The 20033-nt window shown below is 47.6% G+C and carries 21 protein-coding genes; 9 read left to right on the plus strand and 12 right to left on the minus strand.

Annotated features, from left to right (window positions below):
- Positions 1-228: 228 nt before the first annotated feature.
- The 3 genes from psbD (at position 229) to NIES2104_RS11400 (ending at position 4293) form a co-directional block, all read left to right on the plus strand.
- Positions 229-1287, plus strand: a complete 1059-nt coding sequence (psbD, locus tag NIES2104_RS11390) for a photosystem II D2 protein (photosystem q(a) protein) (RefSeq protein WP_058998325.1) — start codon at positions 229-231, stop codon at positions 1285-1287.
- Positions 1288-1993: 706 nt separating this feature from the next.
- Positions 1994-3850, plus strand: coding sequence for an iron uptake porin (locus NIES2104_RS11395; protein WP_058998326.1), 1857 nt, complete (start codon positions 1994-1996; stop codon positions 3848-3850).
- Positions 3851-4098: 248 nt separating this feature from the next.
- Positions 4099-4293 carry a DUF2795 domain-containing protein gene (locus tag NIES2104_RS11400; protein ID WP_058998327.1) on the plus strand — a complete coding sequence of 65 codons (195 nt, stop codon included), beginning with the start codon at positions 4099-4101 and terminating at the stop codon, positions 4291-4293.
- Positions 4294-4390: 97 nt separating this feature from the next.
- On the opposite strand, the gene NIES2104_RS11405 is transcribed toward NIES2104_RS11400, so the two are convergent.
- Complete coding sequence (locus NIES2104_RS11405; protein WP_058998328.1) at positions 4391-4591, minus strand: chlorophyll a/b-binding protein; 201 nt, start codon at positions 4589-4591, stop codon at positions 4391-4393.
- 458 nt (positions 4592-5049) lie between these two features.
- Here NIES2104_RS11405 and NIES2104_RS11410 point away from each other — a divergent pair, with 458 nt between their 5' ends.
- On the plus strand, positions 5050-5376 hold the full coding sequence (locus tag NIES2104_RS11410; RefSeq protein WP_058998329.1) for an STAS domain-containing protein: 327 nt from the start codon (positions 5050-5052) through the stop codon (positions 5374-5376).
- Positions 5377-5410: 34 nt separating this feature from the next.
- On the opposite strand, the gene NIES2104_RS11415 is transcribed toward NIES2104_RS11410, so the two are convergent.
- Positions 5411-6259, minus strand: a complete 849-nt coding sequence (locus NIES2104_RS11415) for an alpha/beta fold hydrolase (protein WP_156426926.1) — start codon at positions 6257-6259, stop codon at positions 5411-5413.
- Positions 6256-9213, minus strand: coding sequence for an excinuclease ABC subunit UvrA (gene uvrA / locus NIES2104_RS11420; protein ID WP_082689970.1), 2958 nt, complete (start codon positions 9211-9213; stop codon positions 6256-6258). The genes NIES2104_RS11415 and uvrA overlap by 4 nt, the downstream gene beginning before the upstream one ends.
- Before the next feature lie 152 nt (positions 9214-9365).
- Between uvrA and NIES2104_RS11425 the strand changes: the two genes are divergently transcribed.
- Positions 9366-10001 carry a PEP-CTERM sorting domain-containing protein gene (locus tag NIES2104_RS11425; protein ID WP_058998331.1) on the plus strand — a complete coding sequence of 212 codons (636 nt, stop codon included), beginning with the start codon at positions 9366-9368 and terminating at the stop codon, positions 9999-10001.
- Here NIES2104_RS11425 and NIES2104_RS11430 read toward each other — a convergent pair.
- Together NIES2104_RS11430 and smpB are read right to left on the minus strand one after the other, a co-directional pair.
- Positions 9998-11404, minus strand: a complete 1407-nt coding sequence (locus NIES2104_RS11430) for a tetratricopeptide repeat protein (RefSeq protein WP_058998332.1) — start codon at positions 11402-11404, stop codon at positions 9998-10000. The two genes, NIES2104_RS11425 and NIES2104_RS11430, sit on opposite strands and share 4 nt — an antisense overlap.
- Positions 11405-11472: 68 nt before the next feature.
- On the minus strand, positions 11473-11943 hold the full coding sequence (gene smpB / locus NIES2104_RS11435) for an SsrA-binding protein SmpB (RefSeq protein WP_058998333.1): 471 nt from the start codon (positions 11941-11943) through the stop codon (positions 11473-11475).
- A gap of 562 nt (positions 11944-12505) precedes the next feature.
- On the opposite strand from smpB, the gene NIES2104_RS11440 reads away from it, so the two are divergent.
- On the plus strand, positions 12506-14089 hold the full coding sequence (locus NIES2104_RS11440) for an ammonium transporter (protein WP_058998334.1): 1584 nt from the start codon (positions 12506-12508) through the stop codon (positions 14087-14089).
- Positions 14090-14421: 332 nt separating this feature from the next.
- Positions 14422-15843 carry an ammonium transporter gene (locus NIES2104_RS11445; RefSeq protein ID WP_058998335.1) on the plus strand — a complete coding sequence of 474 codons (1422 nt, stop codon included), beginning with the start codon at positions 14422-14424 and terminating at the stop codon, positions 15841-15843.
- 62 nt (positions 15844-15905) lie between these two features.
- Here NIES2104_RS11445 and NIES2104_RS11450 read toward each other — a convergent pair whose 3' ends face one another.
- Positions 15906-16085 (minus strand): hypothetical protein, encoded by a 180-nt coding sequence (locus NIES2104_RS11450; RefSeq protein ID WP_058998336.1) that lies wholly within the window; start codon positions 16083-16085, stop codon positions 15906-15908.
- A gap of 65 nt (positions 16086-16150) precedes the next feature.
- Positions 16151-16240 (minus strand): cytochrome b6-f complex subunit PetN, encoded by a 90-nt coding sequence (gene petN, locus NIES2104_RS30780; protein ID WP_071596148.1) that lies wholly within the window; start codon positions 16238-16240, stop codon positions 16151-16153.
- Between the two features lie 77 nt (positions 16241-16317).
- Here petN and NIES2104_RS11455 point away from each other — a divergent pair, with 77 nt between their 5' ends.
- Positions 16318-16746 carry a hypothetical protein gene (locus NIES2104_RS11455; protein ID WP_058998337.1) on the plus strand — a complete coding sequence of 143 codons (429 nt, stop codon included), beginning with the start codon at positions 16318-16320 and terminating at the stop codon, positions 16744-16746.
- On the opposite strand, the gene NIES2104_RS11460 is transcribed toward NIES2104_RS11455, so the two are convergent.
- Entirely contained in the window at positions 16736-17422 is a 687-nt protein-coding gene (locus tag NIES2104_RS11460; RefSeq protein WP_058998338.1) for an SDR family oxidoreductase, read from the minus strand. The genes NIES2104_RS11455 and NIES2104_RS11460 overlap by 11 nt on opposite strands.
- 159 nt (positions 17423-17581) lie before the next feature.
- Here NIES2104_RS11460 and NIES2104_RS11465 point away from each other — a divergent pair, with 159 nt between their 5' ends.
- Positions 17582-17962 (plus strand): hypothetical protein, encoded by a 381-nt coding sequence (locus tag NIES2104_RS11465; RefSeq protein WP_058998339.1) that lies wholly within the window; start codon positions 17582-17584, stop codon positions 17960-17962.
- A gap of 82 nt (positions 17963-18044) precedes the next feature.
- On the opposite strand, the gene NIES2104_RS11470 is transcribed toward NIES2104_RS11465, so the two are convergent.
- The 4 genes from NIES2104_RS11470 to NIES2104_RS11480 form a co-directional block, all read right to left on the minus strand.
- Entirely contained in the window at positions 18045-18239 is a 195-nt protein-coding gene (locus tag NIES2104_RS11470) for a type II toxin-antitoxin system HicB family antitoxin (RefSeq protein WP_058998340.1), read from the minus strand.
- A gap of 159 nt (positions 18240-18398) precedes the next feature.
- Entirely contained in the window at positions 18399-18566 is a 168-nt protein-coding gene (locus tag NIES2104_RS31715; protein WP_156426927.1) for a hypothetical protein, read from the minus strand.
- A gap of 97 nt (positions 18567-18663) precedes the next feature.
- Positions 18664-18981: a hypothetical protein gene (locus NIES2104_RS11475; protein WP_058998341.1), complete on the minus strand. Its 318-nt coding sequence runs from the start codon at positions 18979-18981 to the stop codon at positions 18664-18666.
- A 317-nt stretch (positions 18982-19298) separates the two neighbouring features.
- Positions 19299-20006, minus strand: a complete 708-nt coding sequence (locus NIES2104_RS11480; protein WP_263970944.1) for a DUF6816 family protein — start codon at positions 20004-20006, stop codon at positions 19299-19301.
- Positions 20007-20033 lie beyond the last annotated feature (27 nt).

A 20033-nucleotide genomic window follows, 5' to 3' on the forward strand; every position in this document is an offset into this window, starting at 1 on the left:
AACTGCCAGTTCTCAGTATCGCAAATATCCGCAGAAACGGCTTGCTTCCCCATTGTGCTAGAGGGGGATCAATTTGAAAGAATTTCCGTAATTCTAAGATTTATTAAGAAAATACTGGAAATTTTTAGAGAAGTCTCCATATAATCAGAGGCATAGGTTACGAAAAGTAAACTCTATTTCATAATTCCGAGTTTGCTTCTTCCACCCGTATTTATTTGGAGCTTATTAATGACCATCGCAGTAGGTCGCGCGCCGTCCCAGAGAGGCATTTTCGATGCCCTCGACGACTGGCTCAAACGCGATAGATTCGTCTTCGTCGGCTGGTCTGGCATCCTGCTCTTCCCCTGTGCGTTCATGGCACTCGGCGGCTGGATGACCGGCACCACCTTCGTTTCCTCCTGGTACACCCACGGACTCGCCTCCTCGTACCTCGAAGGCTGTAACTTTCTCACCGTTGCCGTTTCCACTCCCGCGGACAGCTTAGGACACTCCCTGCTGCTGCTCTGGGGACCCGAAGCGCAAGGCGACTTCACCCGCTGGTGTCAACTCGGCGGACTCTGGACGTTTGTCGCCCTGCACGGCGCGTTCGGCTTAATCGGCTTCTGTCTGCGTCAGCTTGAGATCGCACGTCTGGTCGGCATTCGTCCCTACAACGCGATCGCGTTCACCGGACCGATCGCCGTATTCGTGTCGGTCTTCTTGATGTACCCACTCGGACAATCCTCGTGGTTCTTCGCACCGAGTTTTGGTGTCGCTGCTATTTTCCGTTTCATTCTGTTCATCCAAGGCTTCCACAACTTCACGTTGAACCCGTTCCACATGATGGGAGTCGCGGGCATTCTCGGTGGTGCACTCTTGTGTGCGATTCACGGAGCCACGGTGGAGAACACCTTGTTTGAAGACGGCGATGGGTCGAGCACCTTCCGGGCGTTCAACCCGACACAAGCGGAAGAAACATACTCGATGGTGACCGCGAACCGCTTCTGGTCGCAGATCTTCGGGATTGCGTTCAGTAACAAACGGTGGTTGCACTTCTTCATGCTGTTCGTTCCGGTCACCGGACTGTGGATGGCATCGGTGGGCATCATCGGCATCGCACTCAACTTGCGGGCGTATGACTTCGTCTCGCAAGAGTTACGTGCAGCCGAAGACCCGGAATTTGAAACGTTCTACACGAAGAACATTTTGCTGAACGAGGGCATCCGGGCGTGGATGGCATCTCAGGATCAGCCGCATGAACACTTTGTATTCCCTGAAGAAGTGCTGCCTCGCGGTAACGCTCTCTAAGAAGCAAAGTCTTTCTGATTCCATTCGCTCCTACCTCTTGGGTAGGAGCTTTTTTAATGCTTGACACATTCGAGAATAGGTATGCTACATTGAATTACAGATGAAGGAATTCGATGAGTTCCGAGTCTGTAAACCCTTTGAAATTTATCCACTTAGGACATAGGAGGTGATGCCCATGCCAGATAGTAGTAAACGCTTGGGTCGTCAGGTTAGAGTTAGTCGGCTGCGCGCCGGGGCTGTTCTCTAACAGTTATTTCAGACCTTTTGTAGTATTGTCCGTACAATTCTTCAACCACTGGACTAACACGGAGTTCCTTCCGGCAGTCTGGTTTCTAAACTGAAGACCCACTACACCGCTCTTGTTCTTGAATGTTGGATGCGTCCAGCTTTCTCCCGAACAAGAGCGGATAGTTTTTTAAAGAGAAAAACTTTACGATCGCTCCAAAGATGTACGTCTTTAGATAGAGGAGCCAGAATTTTGGCTGAGGCACTCTATAACAAGATTGGGTACTCTACCGATTGAATCCCTGTAACTGAACCCTGACAGTTGGAGAATTGTCACACTTTCACAGTGTCACAATTCGGCTCTAGCAGGTAAACTAATTTGCAGTGGTGAAGTTGTGCAGTAATCTTGCCAACTTTGTAATTTTGATATAGAAGGCTCCGCTAGTCGTTCTATCTGAAGGTGTGAGGAAAACTAAACACAATGCGTAAGATCTTATTGAACTCTCTGTTCACAAGTCCTGCTGTCTTAGGCGCAGCTTTGATGATGTCTTCCTCCGCGATCGCGGCTCCGAAGGCAGAAGTGAAAACTGAAGTTGCTGGACTGCCTGCTCTCGAAATTGGCACTCAATCGAAAACGATTGCCCCGATCGCTGAAGTGAAATCGCTCAGCACCGAGAAGACCGCTGAGGCTGTCAAGCCCCAAGTTCAGATTGCAGCGGAATTTAGCCCTGCTAAATCTGTAGTCGTAAATGAGCCTGTAAAAGTTGCTCAAGCGGCACCTGAAACTTCGACAACCCCCAGCGTTGATTCTTTAAATCAAATCAACCGCTACAGCCGTGAAGGACAAGGGGCAACGGGCGCAAACGCTCAAGTGACCTCTGTGTCTCAGCTTTCTGATGTTCGTCCCACCGATTGGGCTTTCCAAGCTCTCCAATCGCTGGTTGAACGCTATGGCTGTATCGCGGGTTATCCCGATCGCACTTATCGCGGTAATCGTGCTCTCACTCGGTTTGAATTTGCAGCGGGTCTGAATGCGTGTCTCGATCGCGTCAACGAGCTGATCGCCGCATCGACTGCTGACTTGGTGAAGAAAGAAGACCTGGCGACGCTGCAAAAACTGCAGGAACAATTTGCGGCAGAATTGGCGACGATTCGCGGACGTGTGGATGCGCTCGAAGCCCGCACTACAACCTTAGAGAAGCAGCAATTCTCTACAACTACGAAACTCGCAGGTGAAGCAATTTTTGCCGTTACCGACGAATTTGGTGTTCGTGGAACTGGTGGAAACAACACCGTCTTTCAGAACCGCGTTCGTTTAGCATTGAATACCAGCTTCACTGGAAGAGACTTGTTAGTCACCCGGATCGCTGCTGGTAACGCAGATCTGTTTACGCTCCCTCCTGGTAGTGGTGCTGAGGGAATTCAGACCTTCAACTTCGGTAATACAGGTGGAAACCGTGCCTTTATTGACTGGGTAGCTTACTACTTCCCAGTTGGCGAGAACCTGAGATTCTATATCCCGGCAGTCAGCGGTCTGCATTATGACTATGCTCCGACGATTAGCCCCGCTTTGGATGCGGCTGATGGTGGTACAGGTCCGCTCTCCGTCTTTGCTCAACGCAACCCGATCTACTTGATCGGTGGTGGAACAGGTATCGGTGCAAACTTCAACCTGAACAACACCTTCCAAGTCAGCGCAGGTTACTTGGCTGACAACTCCGACGGTAGCCAACTCACCTTTGGTGCAAACAACCCTGGTGCAGGAGGCGGTTTGTTCAACGGTAGCTACAGTGCCCTCGCTCAATTGACCTTCAATGCCAGCGACGCACTTCAGATTGGTTTAACCTACGTCAACGCTTATCGTCGTGGTGCTATCTTTGACGGTGGTTCGGCATTAGCGTCTTCGGGAACCTTCTTGGCAAACCGTAACATCGGTGGATCAGGTGCTTCTCAGGTCAGCGCTTACGGTGCTTCGGTTGCATTCAAACTCAGCCCGAACATTGTGTTGAACGCATTCGGTTCGTTGATCAACGCAAATTTTGTGGATGACGGAGAAGGACAGAAAGACATCTGGACTTACGGCGTTGGCTTGGCGTTCCCTGACTTTGGTAAGAAAGGTAACTTGCTTGGATTCGTTGCTGGTGCAGAGCCTTATGTAGGCAATCCTGGTGCTGGCTTGCGGAACGATATTCCGCTCCACTTTGAAGGCTTCTACAAGTACCAATTGACCGATAATATCTCGGTGACTCCGGGTGTGATCTGGGTTGTGAATCCAGGTCAGAACGAAGCGAACGATGATGTTGTGATTGGTACGATTAGAACGACCTTCACGTTCTAAAACTCGCTGAGACCTCGCCCGAAAATAAGCGAGGTCTCAGGAACAATCATTTGGTTTATGCTTCAAGTCTGCTAAGCGAACAGTTTTATGTTTGCTCCAGTTTGGTAAGCCTCATTTAACCCTGTCAGATTGGCAGGGTTTTTGTTTTGCCGTCTGTAAGAAGATAGAACCTGAAACGGCACTATAGATCGAAGTATTAAGCAGTGGTTGGAATTACGCTTTACGTAATGTAACTTTGGAGAAGCGTTATGGCGAAAGTCAATCCGATCGATGTTCAAAAACATCTCAAAGGACTCGATTATCCAGCAACAAAAGAAGATGTGATTAAACACGCAGAAAAAAATGGTGCAGATGAGGAATTGAAAGCACTGTTGCAGGATTTACCGGATGAGGAATATGCAAAGCCAACAGATGTGAATAAAGCGATCGGTCAAGTTGAATAACTCCCGTCAAGCTGCATTTTAAGAATGCGGCTTTTTTCATGTAAAAACGGGTGTGAAGGCTAGTCTCTTCACACCCGAATAATTCATTTAATTGTAATTATCCAACTAAGTGCAACAAATCACGAACAACACTATAACCAGCTAAATCCCAAAGGAGATATGCGAGAAAACCAATCATTGCGAACCGACCATTCCACAGTTCGGCTTGGGGAGTCCAACCAAACAAGAATGCGTTGCGGTCTTTGCCATTGTATGCGGTAGAAATCGGTAAATCGGTCGTGCTAGGAGGAGTTTGCATATCTAAAGTTCCAAACGCTTCATGATTCTTATAGTACTGTTCGCTCTAGATTCTGCTGTCTATCTATAGAAGCAAGATATTTCTCTTTCAATGGGTAGAGATGGAATCGCGATTTCAATTCATTGTGATCGAGTAATCTAAGCTACCTTGAAACTGTTAGATTGACTGCAATTTATCGCTGAGTTTGATTCAAAATTCTCGAACTTATTTCGACTTTCATATAGATCGTATTCAGCACTACGATCGCTTTCTCTAATTGACTGTAGAGTGGAGTCTACTGTTAGAGTTCAAGTATTGAAAAGGAAGACTTTCGGCTACATCTTGAGATAGAGGTAAAGGCAATAGCCAACCGCTACATTCAGATAAGCATAATTAATGTTTTGCAGCGAATCCGGTTTTGCCTAGCATCTATTAAGCTGGGAGTTTTCTATCATCGTTTAGTAGTTAGGTTGTGGGGTATGGAATTATTAACTCGGACCATTCAGTTCCCAGAAACGTTAGATGATATGGCGATCGCACAATTCCAGGAGCAAGTGGAAGAAGCCGTTCATTCGGATGCGGCTGTGATTCTCGTGGATTTTGCGAAGGTTGAGTTCATGAGTAGTCCTGGTTTGATGGCGTTGGTGATTGCATTTAAGCGATCGCGTGAAGCAGGTAAACCGATGCTTCTGCAATCAATCAATGAGCGAATTAGAATGCTTTTAGAACTGACCGGGATGGAAAAAGTATTTGAAATAATGGAAAGCCCCGTTGAAGAAAGCGAACAAGTTCTAGTTAGTAAGTAATGAAAAGCCGGATCTAAAACGATCCGGCTTTTTATTAGATAAATTCTCGAATGTATTGATTCACTAATTCGGGCTGTTCTTGCTGAACCCAATGGCTACATTTAGGAATATACCGAATCCGAAAATCTTTTACGTATTGCTCAGTTCCATACGTTAATTCTTTGCCGAGTGCAGTGTCTTCTTCTCCCCAAATCATCAGGGTTGGTACATTGAGAACGCCCCAATTTTTCCCGACAATTCCAGACTGAAAAGCGTTGCGATAGTAATTGATGGTTGCAGTTAAAGCACCGCGTTTTGCCAACGCGTTTTTATACTGCTCAATGTCTTCTTTCGTAAACGCATTTTTATTGACTGCCATTCCTAGAAACGCAGATTCTAGAACCTTGTAATCGTTTAGCTGAATTAGAAATTCCGGCACACCTGGAACTTGGAAAAAGAAGACATACCAGCTTTTTAGTGGCTGTTGGGGTGTCGTTAATCCTTGTGAAAATTTAGCAGGATGAGGAAGATTTAGAATGATCAATTTATCCAGCATTTGAGGATAAGCGTAGGCGAAATTCCAAGCGATCGCACCTCCCCAATCGTGCCCCACAAGCGTACAGCGCTGATAGCCTAATCCTTCGATCACGCCTTTCACGTCTTCGACAAATTCGGACATACGATAGGCATCATTTCCAGCAGGTTTATCGCTGTCGTTGTAGCCTCGAAGGTCGATCGCAACCGCTTTATGATCTTTGGCAAATTCTGGAATTTGTTTGCGCCACGAATACCAGAATTCAGGAAAGCCATGCAGAAATAGAATTAAATCACCTTCGCCTTGAGTGATGTAATGCAGATTGATTCCGTTTGTGAAAATGCGATCGTGTGTCCAAGTTTCGATCATGATCCCGATGGGTATTGTTTTAGAACTGGCTGAAGGTATTGACCCGTGTAAGAACGCGGGTTTTTTGCAACTTCTTCGGGTGTTCCGATCGCAACAATTTCGCCGCCTCGATCGCCGCCTTCAGGACCGAGATCAATAATCCAATCTGAACATCGAATCACGTCTAAATTGTGTTCGATCACCAAGACCGAATTGCCTTTATCGACTAATCGCTGGATCACATCGAGAAGTTTGTGAACATCGTAGAACGATAATCCGGTCGTGGGTTCATCAATTAGATAGAGTGTTTTTCCGGTGGCGCGTCGAGAAAGTTCGGTCGCGAGTTTGACCCGTTGCGCTTCCCCACCGGAGAGCGTTGGAGCCGTTTGACCGAGGCGCATATAGCCAAGACCAACATCGACTAGAGTTTGAAGCCGATTCGCAGCTTGAGGAATGTTCTGGAAGAATTCGGCTCCTTCTTCGACCGTCATGCTTAAGACATCTGCGATCGATTTTCCTTTGAATTTCACCTGCAACGTTTCGCGGTTGTATCGTGCCCCTTTGCATACATCGCATTGCACATATACATCGGGAAGGAAATTCATTTCGATCACGTTCACGCCTTGACCGCTACAGGCTTCACAGCGTCCGCCCTTGACGTTAAACGAGAATTGACCGGGTTTGTAGCCTCTGGCTTTGGCTTCGATCGTTTCGGAAAAGACATCGCGAATGCAATCGAAAACGCCTGTGTAAGTGGCAGGATTCGATCGAGGAGTGCGCCCGATCGGAGATTGATCAATCACGATCGCTTTATCTAACGCATCCAAACCTTTTACAGGCTTCATCTCTTTCGGCTGAGGAACCTTTTGCCCGAAATGATGCTGAATTGCAGGATAAAGCAGTTCGTTAATTAGCGTGGATTTTCCAGAGCCGGAAACGCCTGTAACGCAGACTAATTTACCCAGTGGAAATTCGACATCGACCTGTTTGAGATTATTGCGGATAGCATCACGGATGATTAGCGATCGACCATTTCCTTCTCGACGTTCTGCGGGAGTTTGAATCGATCGACGACCGGAAAGATAAGCTCCGGTTAGCGATTCTTCTGCATTCAAGAGCGTGTCTAAATCGCCTTGAGCCACAATTCGTCCACCGTGAACGCCTGCACCAGGTCCAATATCGACTAGATGATCCGCTGCCCGAATCGTTTCTTCATCGTGTTCGACGACGATCAAAGTATTTCCTAGATCGCGCAGTTTGGTCAATGTATTGAGCAATCGAGTGTTATCGCGCTGGTGCAGTCCGATGCTCGGCTCGTCTAGAACGTACAGAACGCCTGTGAGTCCTGCGCCGATTTGGGTTGCTAATCGAATCCGTTGCGCTTCACCACCGGAAAGCGTCATCGCAGTGCGATCGAGCGTTAAATAATCCAAGCCAACATCTAACAAAAACTGCAATCTCGCTTTGATCTCTCGCAGAACGAGATCCCCGATTTGCGCTTGTCGATCGCTCAACTCTAAATTTTCAACTCGATCCAAACATTCCCGAATCGAAACGCCTGTAAATTCATGAATTCGATATTGTCCTAACCGCACTGCAAGCGATTCCGGCTTTAATCGTTTTCCGCCGCACATATCACAAGCTTGATCGATCAAATATTGTTCTAACTTCTGTTTGTACAGGTCAGAACTCGCTTCTTGATATTGTCGATCGAGCAACGGAATCGCCCCTTCATATCGACGGTGATAGCCTTTATTTTCCCGATACCGCGAATCGACTTCGATCCAAATCGGATCTTTGGAACCAAACAACATGACGTGCTGTTGTTCTGGAGTGAGTTGATTCCAAGGTGTTTGAATATCGAAACCGAAAGCCTCAGCGACACTGCAAATCAGTGACAAATAATAGGTATTGTCTTTGTCTGACCAAGGCGCGATCGACGCATAAACCGGAAGATTCGGATTCGGAATAATCAACTCAGGTGAAAACGTGCGATGGCTGCCGATTCCATGACAGTTTGGACAGGCTCCATACGGCGAGTTAAACGAGAACAACCGGGGAGACAGTTCTTCCATCACTGCGCCGTGTTCTGGGCAGGCGAAATTCTCAGAAAAAACGAGTTCTGATGGCTGCTCTTCTGAGCCTTCCTGCATTAGATCGACTACCGCAATTCCGCCCGATCGCTTTAAACAAGTCGTCAGCGAATCGCTAAGACGTTCTTGCATATCGTCCTTTTTCACTAAGCGATCGACCACGACTTCGATCGTGTGCAATTGATTTTTATCAAGCTCGATCGAGTCACTTAATTCCCGAACTTCTCCATCGATCCGAACTCGCACAAATCCTTCTGCTGCAAGTCCTGAAATCAGTTTACGATGCGTTCCTTTCTTGCCTCGAACCACAGGCGCGAGAATTTGAAACCGAGTTCGATCCGGGAGTTCCATCACTCGATCGACCATTTGATCGATCGTTTGCGGTGAAATTGATCGATCGCAAATTGGACAATGAGGATTACCTGCTCGACCATACAGCAAGCGCATATAGTCGTAAATTTCGGTCACAGTTCCGACCGTCGATCGCGGATTGTGCGAAGTCGATTTTTGATCGATCGAAATGGCTGGACTGAGACCCTCGATCGCATCAACATCGGGCTTATCAACTTGTCCTAAAAATTGACGTGCATAAGCACTCAGAGATTCAACATATCGCCGCTGTCCCTCTGCAAAAATCGTATCGAACGCCAGAGAAGACTTTCCTGATCCTGAAACGCCCGTGAACACAATCAACTGATCTCGTGGCAATTCGAGATCCACATTTTTCAAATTATGCTGGCGTGCGCCGCGAATCCGAATTGAATTGAGCGAAACGATTTTTCTCGTAGCGTTTTTCGACCCGTTCGATTCGATTTCGGCTCCCAAATCGGGACTTAATACGGGAGATTCGGAGCTTTTGGATTTGCTAACACGCTTTGGCATTCGGAGGGCGAAGAAATAGTCCTTAACGATTCTATCGCTCCAGTTCACGATCGAGTTGATTTGTACTCAGGATCGTGTAAATTTGCAGACTTCAAACAGTGGAATTGCGTTTCAGCATTTTCTAGAATTGGGCGATCGCATTCATCTGAATTATGAAAACGCTTTTATCGGTAGCCTTATTCACCGGATTCGGTTGGCTAGGCTTCGCTTCATCGCTTCAAGCCGCTACTTTGACGCAAGAATTTGAATTTACTATCGATCGTCTTACAAGACCGCCAGGTGAAACAGTCCTTCCACCTTCAGCTCCACCGATTGGAACGAGAGGATTTGGCAGATTGACGTTTGACACCAATCTGATTCAGTTTGGTGTGAGTAATCCGTTTTACAATACGATGAGTCGCCCTGTCTATTTCACACGCCAGCCGACGAGTCTCTTGATCGATTTTTTCGGCAATCGCTACACCAGTCTTCCAGTCTTTCGCGGTGCGGCTCCACGGGATACTCCGATCTTCGTATTTAATCGGACTGGAACTGGGGGCTATCAGTTGAGTTATTTTGACTTCGGAACGGGGAATGAATCAACCTTGATCGCCATCAGCGGATTGAGCGGTGCTAATCAGGGTCAATTTAGTTACTTCGGTGGGTCTGGAATCGCGGATGCCAGGGTGACTTTTACCAATTCGTCGGAAGTGATTCCGGAGCCAACAACGATCGCAGGTGTCCCGACCGCGATCGCGCTTTCCTGGGCGTTTCATCGTCGATTGAAACGTCGATCGAAACCCCGCTAATCGTTCTGAAGTTTGGCGCGATCGCGAATTGCAGGCTGAAAATTTGGATTGTATTTCAGAGCTTGATCGTACGAATAGAGTGCATCTCGATCGCGCTTTAATTCCGCCATTACCCGACCGCGCCAGTACCAAGCCCCGTGATGATTCGGTTGAAGTTCAAGTGCCTTATCAAAACATGCGATCGCTTCTCGAAATCGTCGTAGTTTAATTAACGAACTCGCAGAACAACACCATAAATTCGCATTCTCTGGCTGAAGTTGAATCGCTTTGTCGTAAAACGCGATCGCTTCTTCATATCGCGCCAAGGTATACAAAACATTTCCACGCCAGCGCAACACTTCAGGATCAGACGGATTCAGTTTGACCGATTGATTTGCTGCGATCGTCGCTCCTGCATGGTGCTGGAGTTTTTCTAAAACCTGACCTTTCTGGAACCAAGCACCGTAGTGATCCGCTGGAGTCGATTGTTTCTGAGGGTGTGCGCCCGAATTTAACTTCGCTAAAACTCGCTGCCGTCCCTCGATCGCTGCTTGCCAATCAGCTCGAATCTGAATCGCACGAATGTACGAGAGTAGCGCCTCTTCGTATTGTTCAATCGCTTCCAGCGTTTTTCCGCGATCGTGCCAGCCCCAATAATTTTCAGGCTGAAGTTCGATCACTTTGTCGTAAGCTGCGATCGCGTCCTCGAACCGCCGCAAATTTTGTAAAACAGTCGCTCGTTTGAACCAAGCTAGATGATCATTCGGCTGCAAATCAACGGCTTGATTGTAAGCATCTAACGCCGCCCCAAATTGTGTCTGACCTTCAAACGCCATTCCTCGCATCAACCAAGTAGATGCCTCATCGCCTGAAACGGTTTCTTCGCAATCTTCTAAATCATCGGGTGGTAGATCGTACAGCGAATCGACTTGCTGAATCTGCGACAAAATTCGCCGCCGACTTTCGACCGCTAATTGAAAACTCGGCTTTAACTGAACCGCTCGATCGAATGCCTCGACCGCTTCCTCATACCGTTTCAATGTTTCTAAAACTTTTCCGGTGTCGTACCACGCCCAGTAATTTTCAGGCTGAAGTTCAATCACCCGCCGATAGCAAACCAATGCCTCTTTGGGCTGGTTCAAATTCTCTAAAACTGCTCCCCGCTTAAACCACGCCAAATAATCGTCGGGCTGAAGTTCAACAACAGTGTTGTAGCACTCTAACGCTTCTTCAAATCGCTGCAAATTCTCACACGCGATTCCCCGCTTAAACCAGGCAGTGTAAGTCGATTGAAATTCGATCGCTTTATCGTAAGCCGCGATCGCTTCTCGGTAGCGTTGGAGTTGAAACAGTTCGTCGCCTCGCTCTAACCAGGTCGAGACAGATTCATCGATCGAGGATTGGAACTCAGGTGACGGTGACATAGCAGCACAGAATGGTAGTACCGCTATTATTCCCGATCTGATTTTTCTGCGTTCAGGAAAGTCTCGATCTACCAACTCTTCATCGCCCGCTGCATTTCCCGTTGGTCATCCCGACGTTTAGAATCTTCTCGCTTGTCGTACAGCTTCTTACCGCGAACCAGTGCGAGATCAACCTTGACCCAGCCCCGTTTCATATACATCTTCAGCGGAACCAGCGTTAATCCTTGCTGTTCAACCTTTCCGACCAATTTCCGAATTTCATCTTTTCGCAGCAACAGTTTCCGAGTCCGAGTGGGATCGTGATTAAACACCAAGCTTGCGGTCTTGTGGGGCGAAATGTGAACGTTGTGGAGAAAAACTTCGCTATTGCGAACCAGTGCGAACCCGTCTCGTAAGTTCACCCGACCCTCGCGAATCGACTTTACTTCGGTTCCCACTAGTTCGATCCCCGTCTCGTAGGTTTCCAGAATCTCGTACTGGAACCGCGCCTGACGGTTATCGCTAACAATTTTGATGCCTTCGTCTTTCTTGTCGCTCATGATTTCACTTTAGCGCAGGTCGCGAATCGCAAACAAAAAAATCGCCTCGACTCCGGCATGAGGAGCGAGACGAGGAACTCAAGGAGACGAAATTTAATACAGAAGTACTATACACCGAATGAAGCGCGATCGCAAATAATTCGCAAATCTAGTGCAGACAGGAGTTTCGGGCTAATCCATAGATTTTAATCAATGGCAGGATATGTATTTAACCTGAAGTTAATATTACGGGGGTAACGTTTTGTTATTTGATATACAGAAGCGACTCCCCCAATGCACGAGATTTAACATTGTCTCAAGAATCTATTTCTTTTGGCATATCGTTCATTTCCAGATGTGAACAGTTGCGAATTTGCTTTAGTTGAGCAGGTTGTGGACGGATATCGAAAAGCAGCCTCGCTCAGTACAGCAAATTGGCACTGCATGTGAAGCGTTCTGGGATTTGGGAATTACATCTCCAACTTTAAGGGTTCTTCTGCTGAACAAGATGTGTCATTGCATCACACCTTATTTGGCTCCGCCGACAATCGGTTTTGTCTCACTTATCTAGGAATCTCCTGTCATGGTGTTAAAAGCATCGTTGAAGCATAAAACGCAAGTCCGCAGGAAAAAACCTGCACTGCTTAAGTCTTGGGAAGCTCTGGTTCGTACACTGAGTCAGTTAACTCCAAGTTGGCAAATGTCAATTCCACTGACAGTCGCGATCGTGGGTCTTTGGAGCTACGCGGCTGTTGCCCAAACCCCGCCCACGGTTGAAAGTGTTGCGACTGCGACTGCGGATCTCAAGGTCGGTCTAGACACAATGTGGGTAATGATCGCAGGCTTCCTGGTGTTCTTTATGAACGCAGGCTTCTGTATGCTTGAAACCGGGATGTGCCGTCAGAAAAACGCGGTCAACGTTCTCGCCAAGAACCTAATCGTGTTCGCGCTTTCGACGATCGCATTTTGGTCGATCGGATTCGGTCTCATGTTCAGCGACGGAAATGGCTGGCTCGGAACCAGTGGCGGATTTTTCCTGACTGGAGCAGACAACAGCCCTGCAAGCTTGACCGACTACAAGGGCATATTCTCATCGCTGAACTGGGCGGGTGTGCCTCTTGCGGCAAAGTTCTTCTTCCAACTCGTATTTGCTGGAACCGCAGCAACGATCGTGTCTGGTGCAGTGGCAGAACGCATCAAGTTTATCGACTTCTTGATCTTCAGCTTGCTCTTGGTCGGTATCGCTTACCCAATCACAGGTCACTGGATCTGGGGTGGCGGCTGGTTGTACAAGCTCGGATTCTTTGACTTTGCAGGTTCGACCGTGGTTCACGCAGTTGGCGGTTGGGCAGCCTTAATGGGTGCAGCCTTCCTCGGTCCGAGAATTGGCAAGTACAACTCAGACAAGTCAGCGAATGCGATTCCGCCTCACAACATGAGCATCGCAACCTTGGGTGCTTTGATTCTGTGGTTGGGTTGGTTCGGATTTAACCCCGGTTCAACCATGAGCGTGGGTAACGGTTCGTTGATTGCTCACATTGCATTGACCACGAATACGGGTGGTGCATTTGGTGCGATCGCAGCAACGATCGTGGCTTGGGCAATTCTCGGTAAGCCTGATTTGTCAATGACCATCAACGGTTTGCTGGCTGGATTAGTCGCAGTGACTGCGGGTTGTGCATTCATTACGGTTCCTTCGGCTGCAATCATTGGCGCGATCGGTGGCATCCTAGTCGTGTTCGCGGTTGGATTCTTCGACAAGTTGAACATTGATGATCCGGTCGGCGCGATCGCGGTTCACTTGGTGAATGGTATTTGGGGAACCTTGGCACTCGGTCTATTCGCAGTCGGTCCCAGCGATCAGCCTGGAGCACTTTACGCGGCAGGTCCGTTGGCAGGATTGTTCGCGGGTGGTGGAATCAACCAGCTTTGGATTCAGTTCATTGGAACGATCACGGTGGGTGGTTTCACGGTGCTCATTTCCAGCATCTTCTGGGTCATTCTGAAGTCTACGCTCGGTATCCGTGTGACGGCTGAAGAAGAAATCGAAGGCTTGGATATCGGCGAACATGGCATGGAAGCTTATGCTGGATTCGCGAAGGAAAGCTCGTTTGGTGCAGCGAGTAGCTATCCGAGCAGCGCTTCTGAAGCAACCAAGTACCAATAACCAAATTTGGTCTTTCTGATACCTCGATTTTCATTCTTACGGAGAGCATTCCTACTCAGTTTAGGAATGCTCTTTTTTTCGGAATATTACGAGAACTGCCAGAGAGTTAAACTCACAGATTCTTTTAACAAACCTCTGTCTCAACGGCAAGAACGATACTCTGCTGGTATCAAAACGCGAGAGGAGCAATCGACCTCTATAAAACTGTGTTCCCAATTACAAAAACCCTGTAATGAATCTGGTGGAATTCGATAGCGTTTATTGGATTTTCCAATCGTATTTGGGAGTCTGAGAGATCGAATCACCTCATTGAGATTCAAAAGGCAAAGTCAGTGTTGAAGAAAACCATGTGGACAGCGCTCACCACGTTAGCGCTCTTAAGTATTCCAGTGATGGGTAGTGCTCTAGCTGATCCGGCAACGGCGGAATCAGCGAAAGCGGCAGCGGATCAAGCAACAATTCAAGGCGATACGGCGTGGATGCTTGTATCAGCGGCGTTGGTGTTGTTGATGACTCCGGGTTTAGCATTCTTTTATGGTGGATTTGTTCGATCGAGAAATGTCCTCAATACGATGATGATGAGCTTCATCCTCATGGGAATTGTCGGCGTATCTTGGATTCTCTGGGGTTATAGCCTTTCGTTTGCGCCAGGAACTCCGTTTATCGGTGGCTTGCAGTGGCTATTTCTAAACGGGGTTGGACTAGAAACGACCGATTACCTAAAAGGGAGTCAGCCCGATGCAGTCGTTTCTTATGCAGCAACGATCCCCCACCAGTTGTTTATGATCTATCAAGCGATGTTTGCGATCATCACACCTGCATTGATTTCGGGTGCGATCGTGGAACGGATGAGCTTTAAGGCATACTTCTGGTTTATCGTGCTGTGGTCGAGCATTCTCTATCCAATTTTTGCTCATATGGTTTGGGCGAAAGGCGGATTCTTGGGACTGTATGGCGGTTTGGGTGCGTTGGACTTTGCAGGCGGAACCGTGGTTCACATCAGTTCGGGTGTGTCGGCACTGGTTGCGGCTTGGGTACTGGGCGCTCGGAAGACTTATCCCAGTCAACCTGCTGCACCGCATAACGTGCCCTACATTCTGTTAGGTGCGGGCTTGCTGTGGTTTGGTTGGTTTGGGTTCAACGGTGGAAGCGCATTAGCATCGGGAGCTTTGGCAACGGTTGCATTCGTGACAACGACGACCTCTGCTTCAGCAGCAGCTTTGATGTGGGTGATTTTGGAATGGGTCTTGCGCGGTAAACCGACTGCGGTTGGAATTGCGACAGGCGCGGTTGCGGGATTAGTGGGGATTACACCCGCAGCGGGATTCGTGACTCCGGTGGCAGCGATTCTGATTGGTGCAATTACAGCGACAGCTTGTTTCTTTGCAGTGAGCTTGAAGGCGAAACTTCAGTTTGATGATTCGCTCGATACGTTCCCGGTTCATGGTGTGGGCGGAACGGTTGGCGCAATTATTACGGGTATTTTCGCCACGAAAACTGTCAATGCTGCGGGCGCAGATGGTTTACTGTACGGCAATCCGAGCCAGGTAATTACACAGATCGAAGCGGTTGCGATTACTTATGTGATTGCAGCGATCGGAACGTATGTGATTCTGAAAGTTCTGCAAGCGGTGTTTGGAACGCTGCGAGTTGATCCGGATGCGGAATATCAAGGCGTTGACGTGAACGAACACGGCGAGGAAGGCTACGGCGAAGAGCTTGGCTCTGCCTTTACGATGAGCCGAGTCGAATAATAAAACTAGCGGTGAATCTATCTTAAAAGGCTCCAGGAGTTGATCTCAGGGAGCCTTTTAATTTATCGGCGTTTGGCGGATTTAGTAGAAAGCGGTTTGGTCGGTTTAGTCGCTAGTTTTTCTTGTTCGCGACGACGACGATCGCGCCAATCTGCGATCGTCAGATAGATAACTCCTCCAGTCAGAGTAATGAGGAGACCAAACGCAATGAGAACCAGAGTGTTAAAAACTGTGAATTCCACGGTGATCTTAAAGAATGAAATTTTCAGTGCCCGAAGCGATTAAACCACGGGCGTGAAACCTAGCATTAGAAGCCGTTTCGACCCCAGACGACCATTGCGATCGAGAAGGTAAAAACGGATAAGAGCGCGACCCAACCGAGTGACAAAATATCCATGATAAAACTAAGCGTTGCAAAGGATGATAAATCTAATAATAAGGCAAAACGGGTAGGGGCTAGGACTGAGAACTGTTATGCAGCACCTAAGATTAAGTTGGGAAGAACGAGTCGAATCACTGAAGGCGGGTGTGATGTCGGCGGCTTCAGTGACGTTGGTTTTTCCATTGACTGCACTGTTGAATGATTTTTTAGCAAGTCAGTACGCTAGTCCTGCAATGAATTACTGGGTCAGCGGCGCGATCGCGATTTTTTCAGGCTTTCTCTTCGGAGTCACCTATCGCTATATCATCCGCGAAGACCAAAATTCTCACCTCAAATCAGGCGCAGTTCTGGCGTTTGGATTAGTGCGCGGACTGGCTTACGTTGAAATGGGCATTGCCGATCAGAGTGATTGGGTTCCGATCGTGAGTTTTGCAATCGAAAGCGTTCTCTTATTCGCGATCGCCCGATTGGTTCTCGATGGCGCAATGGCACTCGGCTGGATTGGGCGGTTTAAGGGGTGAATTCTGCGATTTCATTGGGCGTGAATAATTGAGTGCGATCGAGGGCAGAAAGAACTTTTTGATTTGCGCGATCGCTCACCAAACAGCGAGACACTAACTCCGCCACATCTGCCCGATTGATTGAGCCAGCAAGTTTTGGATCTTCTGTGAGAATTCCGGTTCCGGTTGCGGGTTCTGATTTCAAACCACCGGGACGCACGATCGTATAAGTCAAACCGCTTTCAATTAAGTGCTGTTCGGCTTTTTCCTTGTCTTTTAAAACGGCTCCTAACGCTTCTAATGCACCAGGCGGTAGAGCGACAACACTTTCACCAGCTCCGATCGAAGTCACCAACACGAACTTCTTCACATTCGCTTTTTTCGCGGCATCGATCAGATTACGATTGCCCTCGAAATCGGCGCGTCTGCTTTCAGCAGGTAAACCCCCGATCGTACTAATCACAGCATCGATCGATCGACCTTGAAACGCCGCTTCGAGTTGCTCAGATTCCATGGCATCACCGATTACGGTTTGAACTCCTAGCGCTTCGAGTTCAGTCACCGCGCTGTTCGATCGCAACAAAGCAACCACCGTAAAGTGCGGTTGTAATAATCGAGCAATTTCGCGACCGACACCGCGACTCGCACCCGCCACCAAAATCGTCTGAAGGTTCGGACTCGTTAAACTTTCCAGCATTTTAAAACAGCCAATGGATGGATCAATTATGCTTAAGAATAAGCTGCACACAGGGGCATTCTATACGGATACCAGATCTATTGTGAGTCGAGAAAGCCGTCCTGGGTTTTAAGCAAAAATCTGCTCCAATGAAGATACGCGCCATCAGAGGAAACCGCTGTGAATCAGAATCAACTTTATAACCTACAACTCGGTATCAATGGATTTGGGCGACTGTTAACGATCGTAGGATTTGCGCTGCTCTTGAGTGCGATCGGTCTAGGTTGGTTGGTCAAATCCTTTCTCTTCGTGTTGGCACTTCTGATCGTGGCTCCGATCGTCGGGATATTCGTCTTCCAATGGTGGGTGAGAAAAAATATAGTGCAGGCAGAGTGCCCGGTGTGTGGTGCAGAATTGACCGGATTTAATCAAGCGCAGGTACAATGCTCGAACTGTGGGGAGCCGCTGCAAGCTGAGAAAGGCAAGTTTAAGCGGATGACTCCCTCAGGCACGATCGACGTTGAAGCAGTGGAAGTTGCAGCGCAAGTTTTGGATGATTAAGCACAACGAAAATAAGGAATTGGGGACTCGATCAGGAATTTGTTCGATCGAGTTTTTTGTGCTCATGAATTATTGATTCACTTTAAGAACTGCGATTCGCTCGTTTAAAAAGCAGAGATCCTGGTGCGGGTTCAATATAAAGCGCGATCGCTTCTTGAATATTTTCGAGTGCTTCTTCTTCAGTTTCTCCAGCCGAAGTACATCCTGGCAATTCTGGACACCAGACCACCCAATCTCCAGTTTCTGGATCAGGTTCAAGAACGACACGCCACTTCATAAGCAATTTCTTGTAACAGTCTACTTAATCATACAAAAAGCAGTAGAAGCTCTAAGCTATTTTTCTTGTAAGTTGATCCAACGTTTTTGTTTGACCTTTGGCGATCGCTTTCTGAGCTTGGGCGAATCGTTCAGCGAATCCTGGAATTTCTAATAGTTCTTAAGTGGCTTCTTCACTTTCTTTATCAAGCAGAAATGCAGCAAAATCTAGAACAGTTTGCAAGCCGTTAAGAGAAAGCTGATTTAAGCGATCGCTAATTTGCGCCTGTAATGCTTGCGCTTGCGATCGCGCTTTTGCATCTTCATCTGTTCTCACAATGTCTTGCACGACTGTTCTTGCTCAGAAGTAATTTCTTTAATGATATTAATACGCGAAAAGGTGGAAGTAATAAGCCTCCACCTCGCTTTATTGAATTAACAATGTTTTAAGCGTCTTCAGAATCCAATTGAGCAAAGACGATCGCACAACCGACAAACGCCAACATCAAGGGCATCGGAGACGCGGCGGCATAACCCCAAGCGGCGGCAAGAACGGTTCCCGCGATCGCGCTTAAACTCCAAATGCGTTCGTGATTGCTCAAGCCTTTTTCGGCTTTGATGGAGAGCAATACAGATGATGGGATCGGTACGGGCATCACGGAATTCGGGGGGAAAGCCCAGTAGCTCGATCGTTCTTTGAACCAATCTGTCCAGCCGTTGGTCTGACACCAATCCGCAATCCATTGTTCGCAATAGTGATTCATACTTAGTTAAAAAATCGAGTGGGTTCAAAAAGTGAGGTTGAAAAAAGTTGATGATTAAAAACCAACAACTTAAGCATTTCTTAAGTCGGTGAGGGAGCCGCAATTGGCTCAACAGCACTCACGATCGGGCAAGGGATTTTTTATCGAACGGGTCAGAAATTCAGGTGCTGCGCGGGTGGTCAGCATTTCCACTGCTCTATCGTGAGAATAACAAAGTTACTCATGTTTTTCTAGCTTAAGAAATCAAAGTTTACTTTGGCTGCTAACAGCAATTAACTGTAATAATTACGACAAAAATAAGATGATTTTGAGTCGAATTACTCATTCAATGGTGAGAATTCTAAGCGATATCGATATAAGGCAACAGGCGTATTTCCCGCTTTGAAATAGTCAGGATCTTGAGGCGAAAGATAGATTGCAGTAATTTGATCAGCAGTAATTTGATTTGGTGAGTAATTGTACGCAGTTGTTGTTTCAACTTGATTTAAATACGGTTGGGCAGATCCTCGAAAGATTTGCTGGAATATTTCGCTCGTAATGAATTGATTTGAGGCGGGGGTTTCTGTTGCTCGTCCGGTGATTGTAGAAGTGAGAATACGATCGCCTTTTAAGAAAGTAATTTGTTTATTTGGAGAATCAGGATCAACTTTGACCGAGAGAACGGCTCGATCGCCTAAATAGGCTCGTGCGATATTCAATCCGTTAAAAGCGCGATCGGCAATTACCCCGTTCGATTGTTCTGCAAATCGGACATTGAATTCGATTGGTTGATTCACATAGTCGCGATTACTCTCGAATCCAGGTGTGACAATTTCAGGAGCCAAGGGAGCCACGAGATCGAATAAAGTGCTCTTAACGCGCCATGTTCCAGCGATCCAACTTGGGTAAATCAGATCGCTCGTGGCACGATCGACGGGTGGTTTATTGTGCCAATCGGGGAAGGTCGAAACGCGATCGAACAAAGCACCCGCCCAGACTGGAGAGGCGAAGGAGAAGCTTAAAAGACATATCAAACTGTAGAGCAAGATTCTATCGAGAATAAGAGCATGATT

Source organism: Leptolyngbya sp. NIES-2104 (assembly GCF_001485215.1).
GTDB lineage: Bacteria > Cyanobacteriota > Cyanobacteriia > Leptolyngbyales > Leptolyngbyaceae > Leptolyngbya.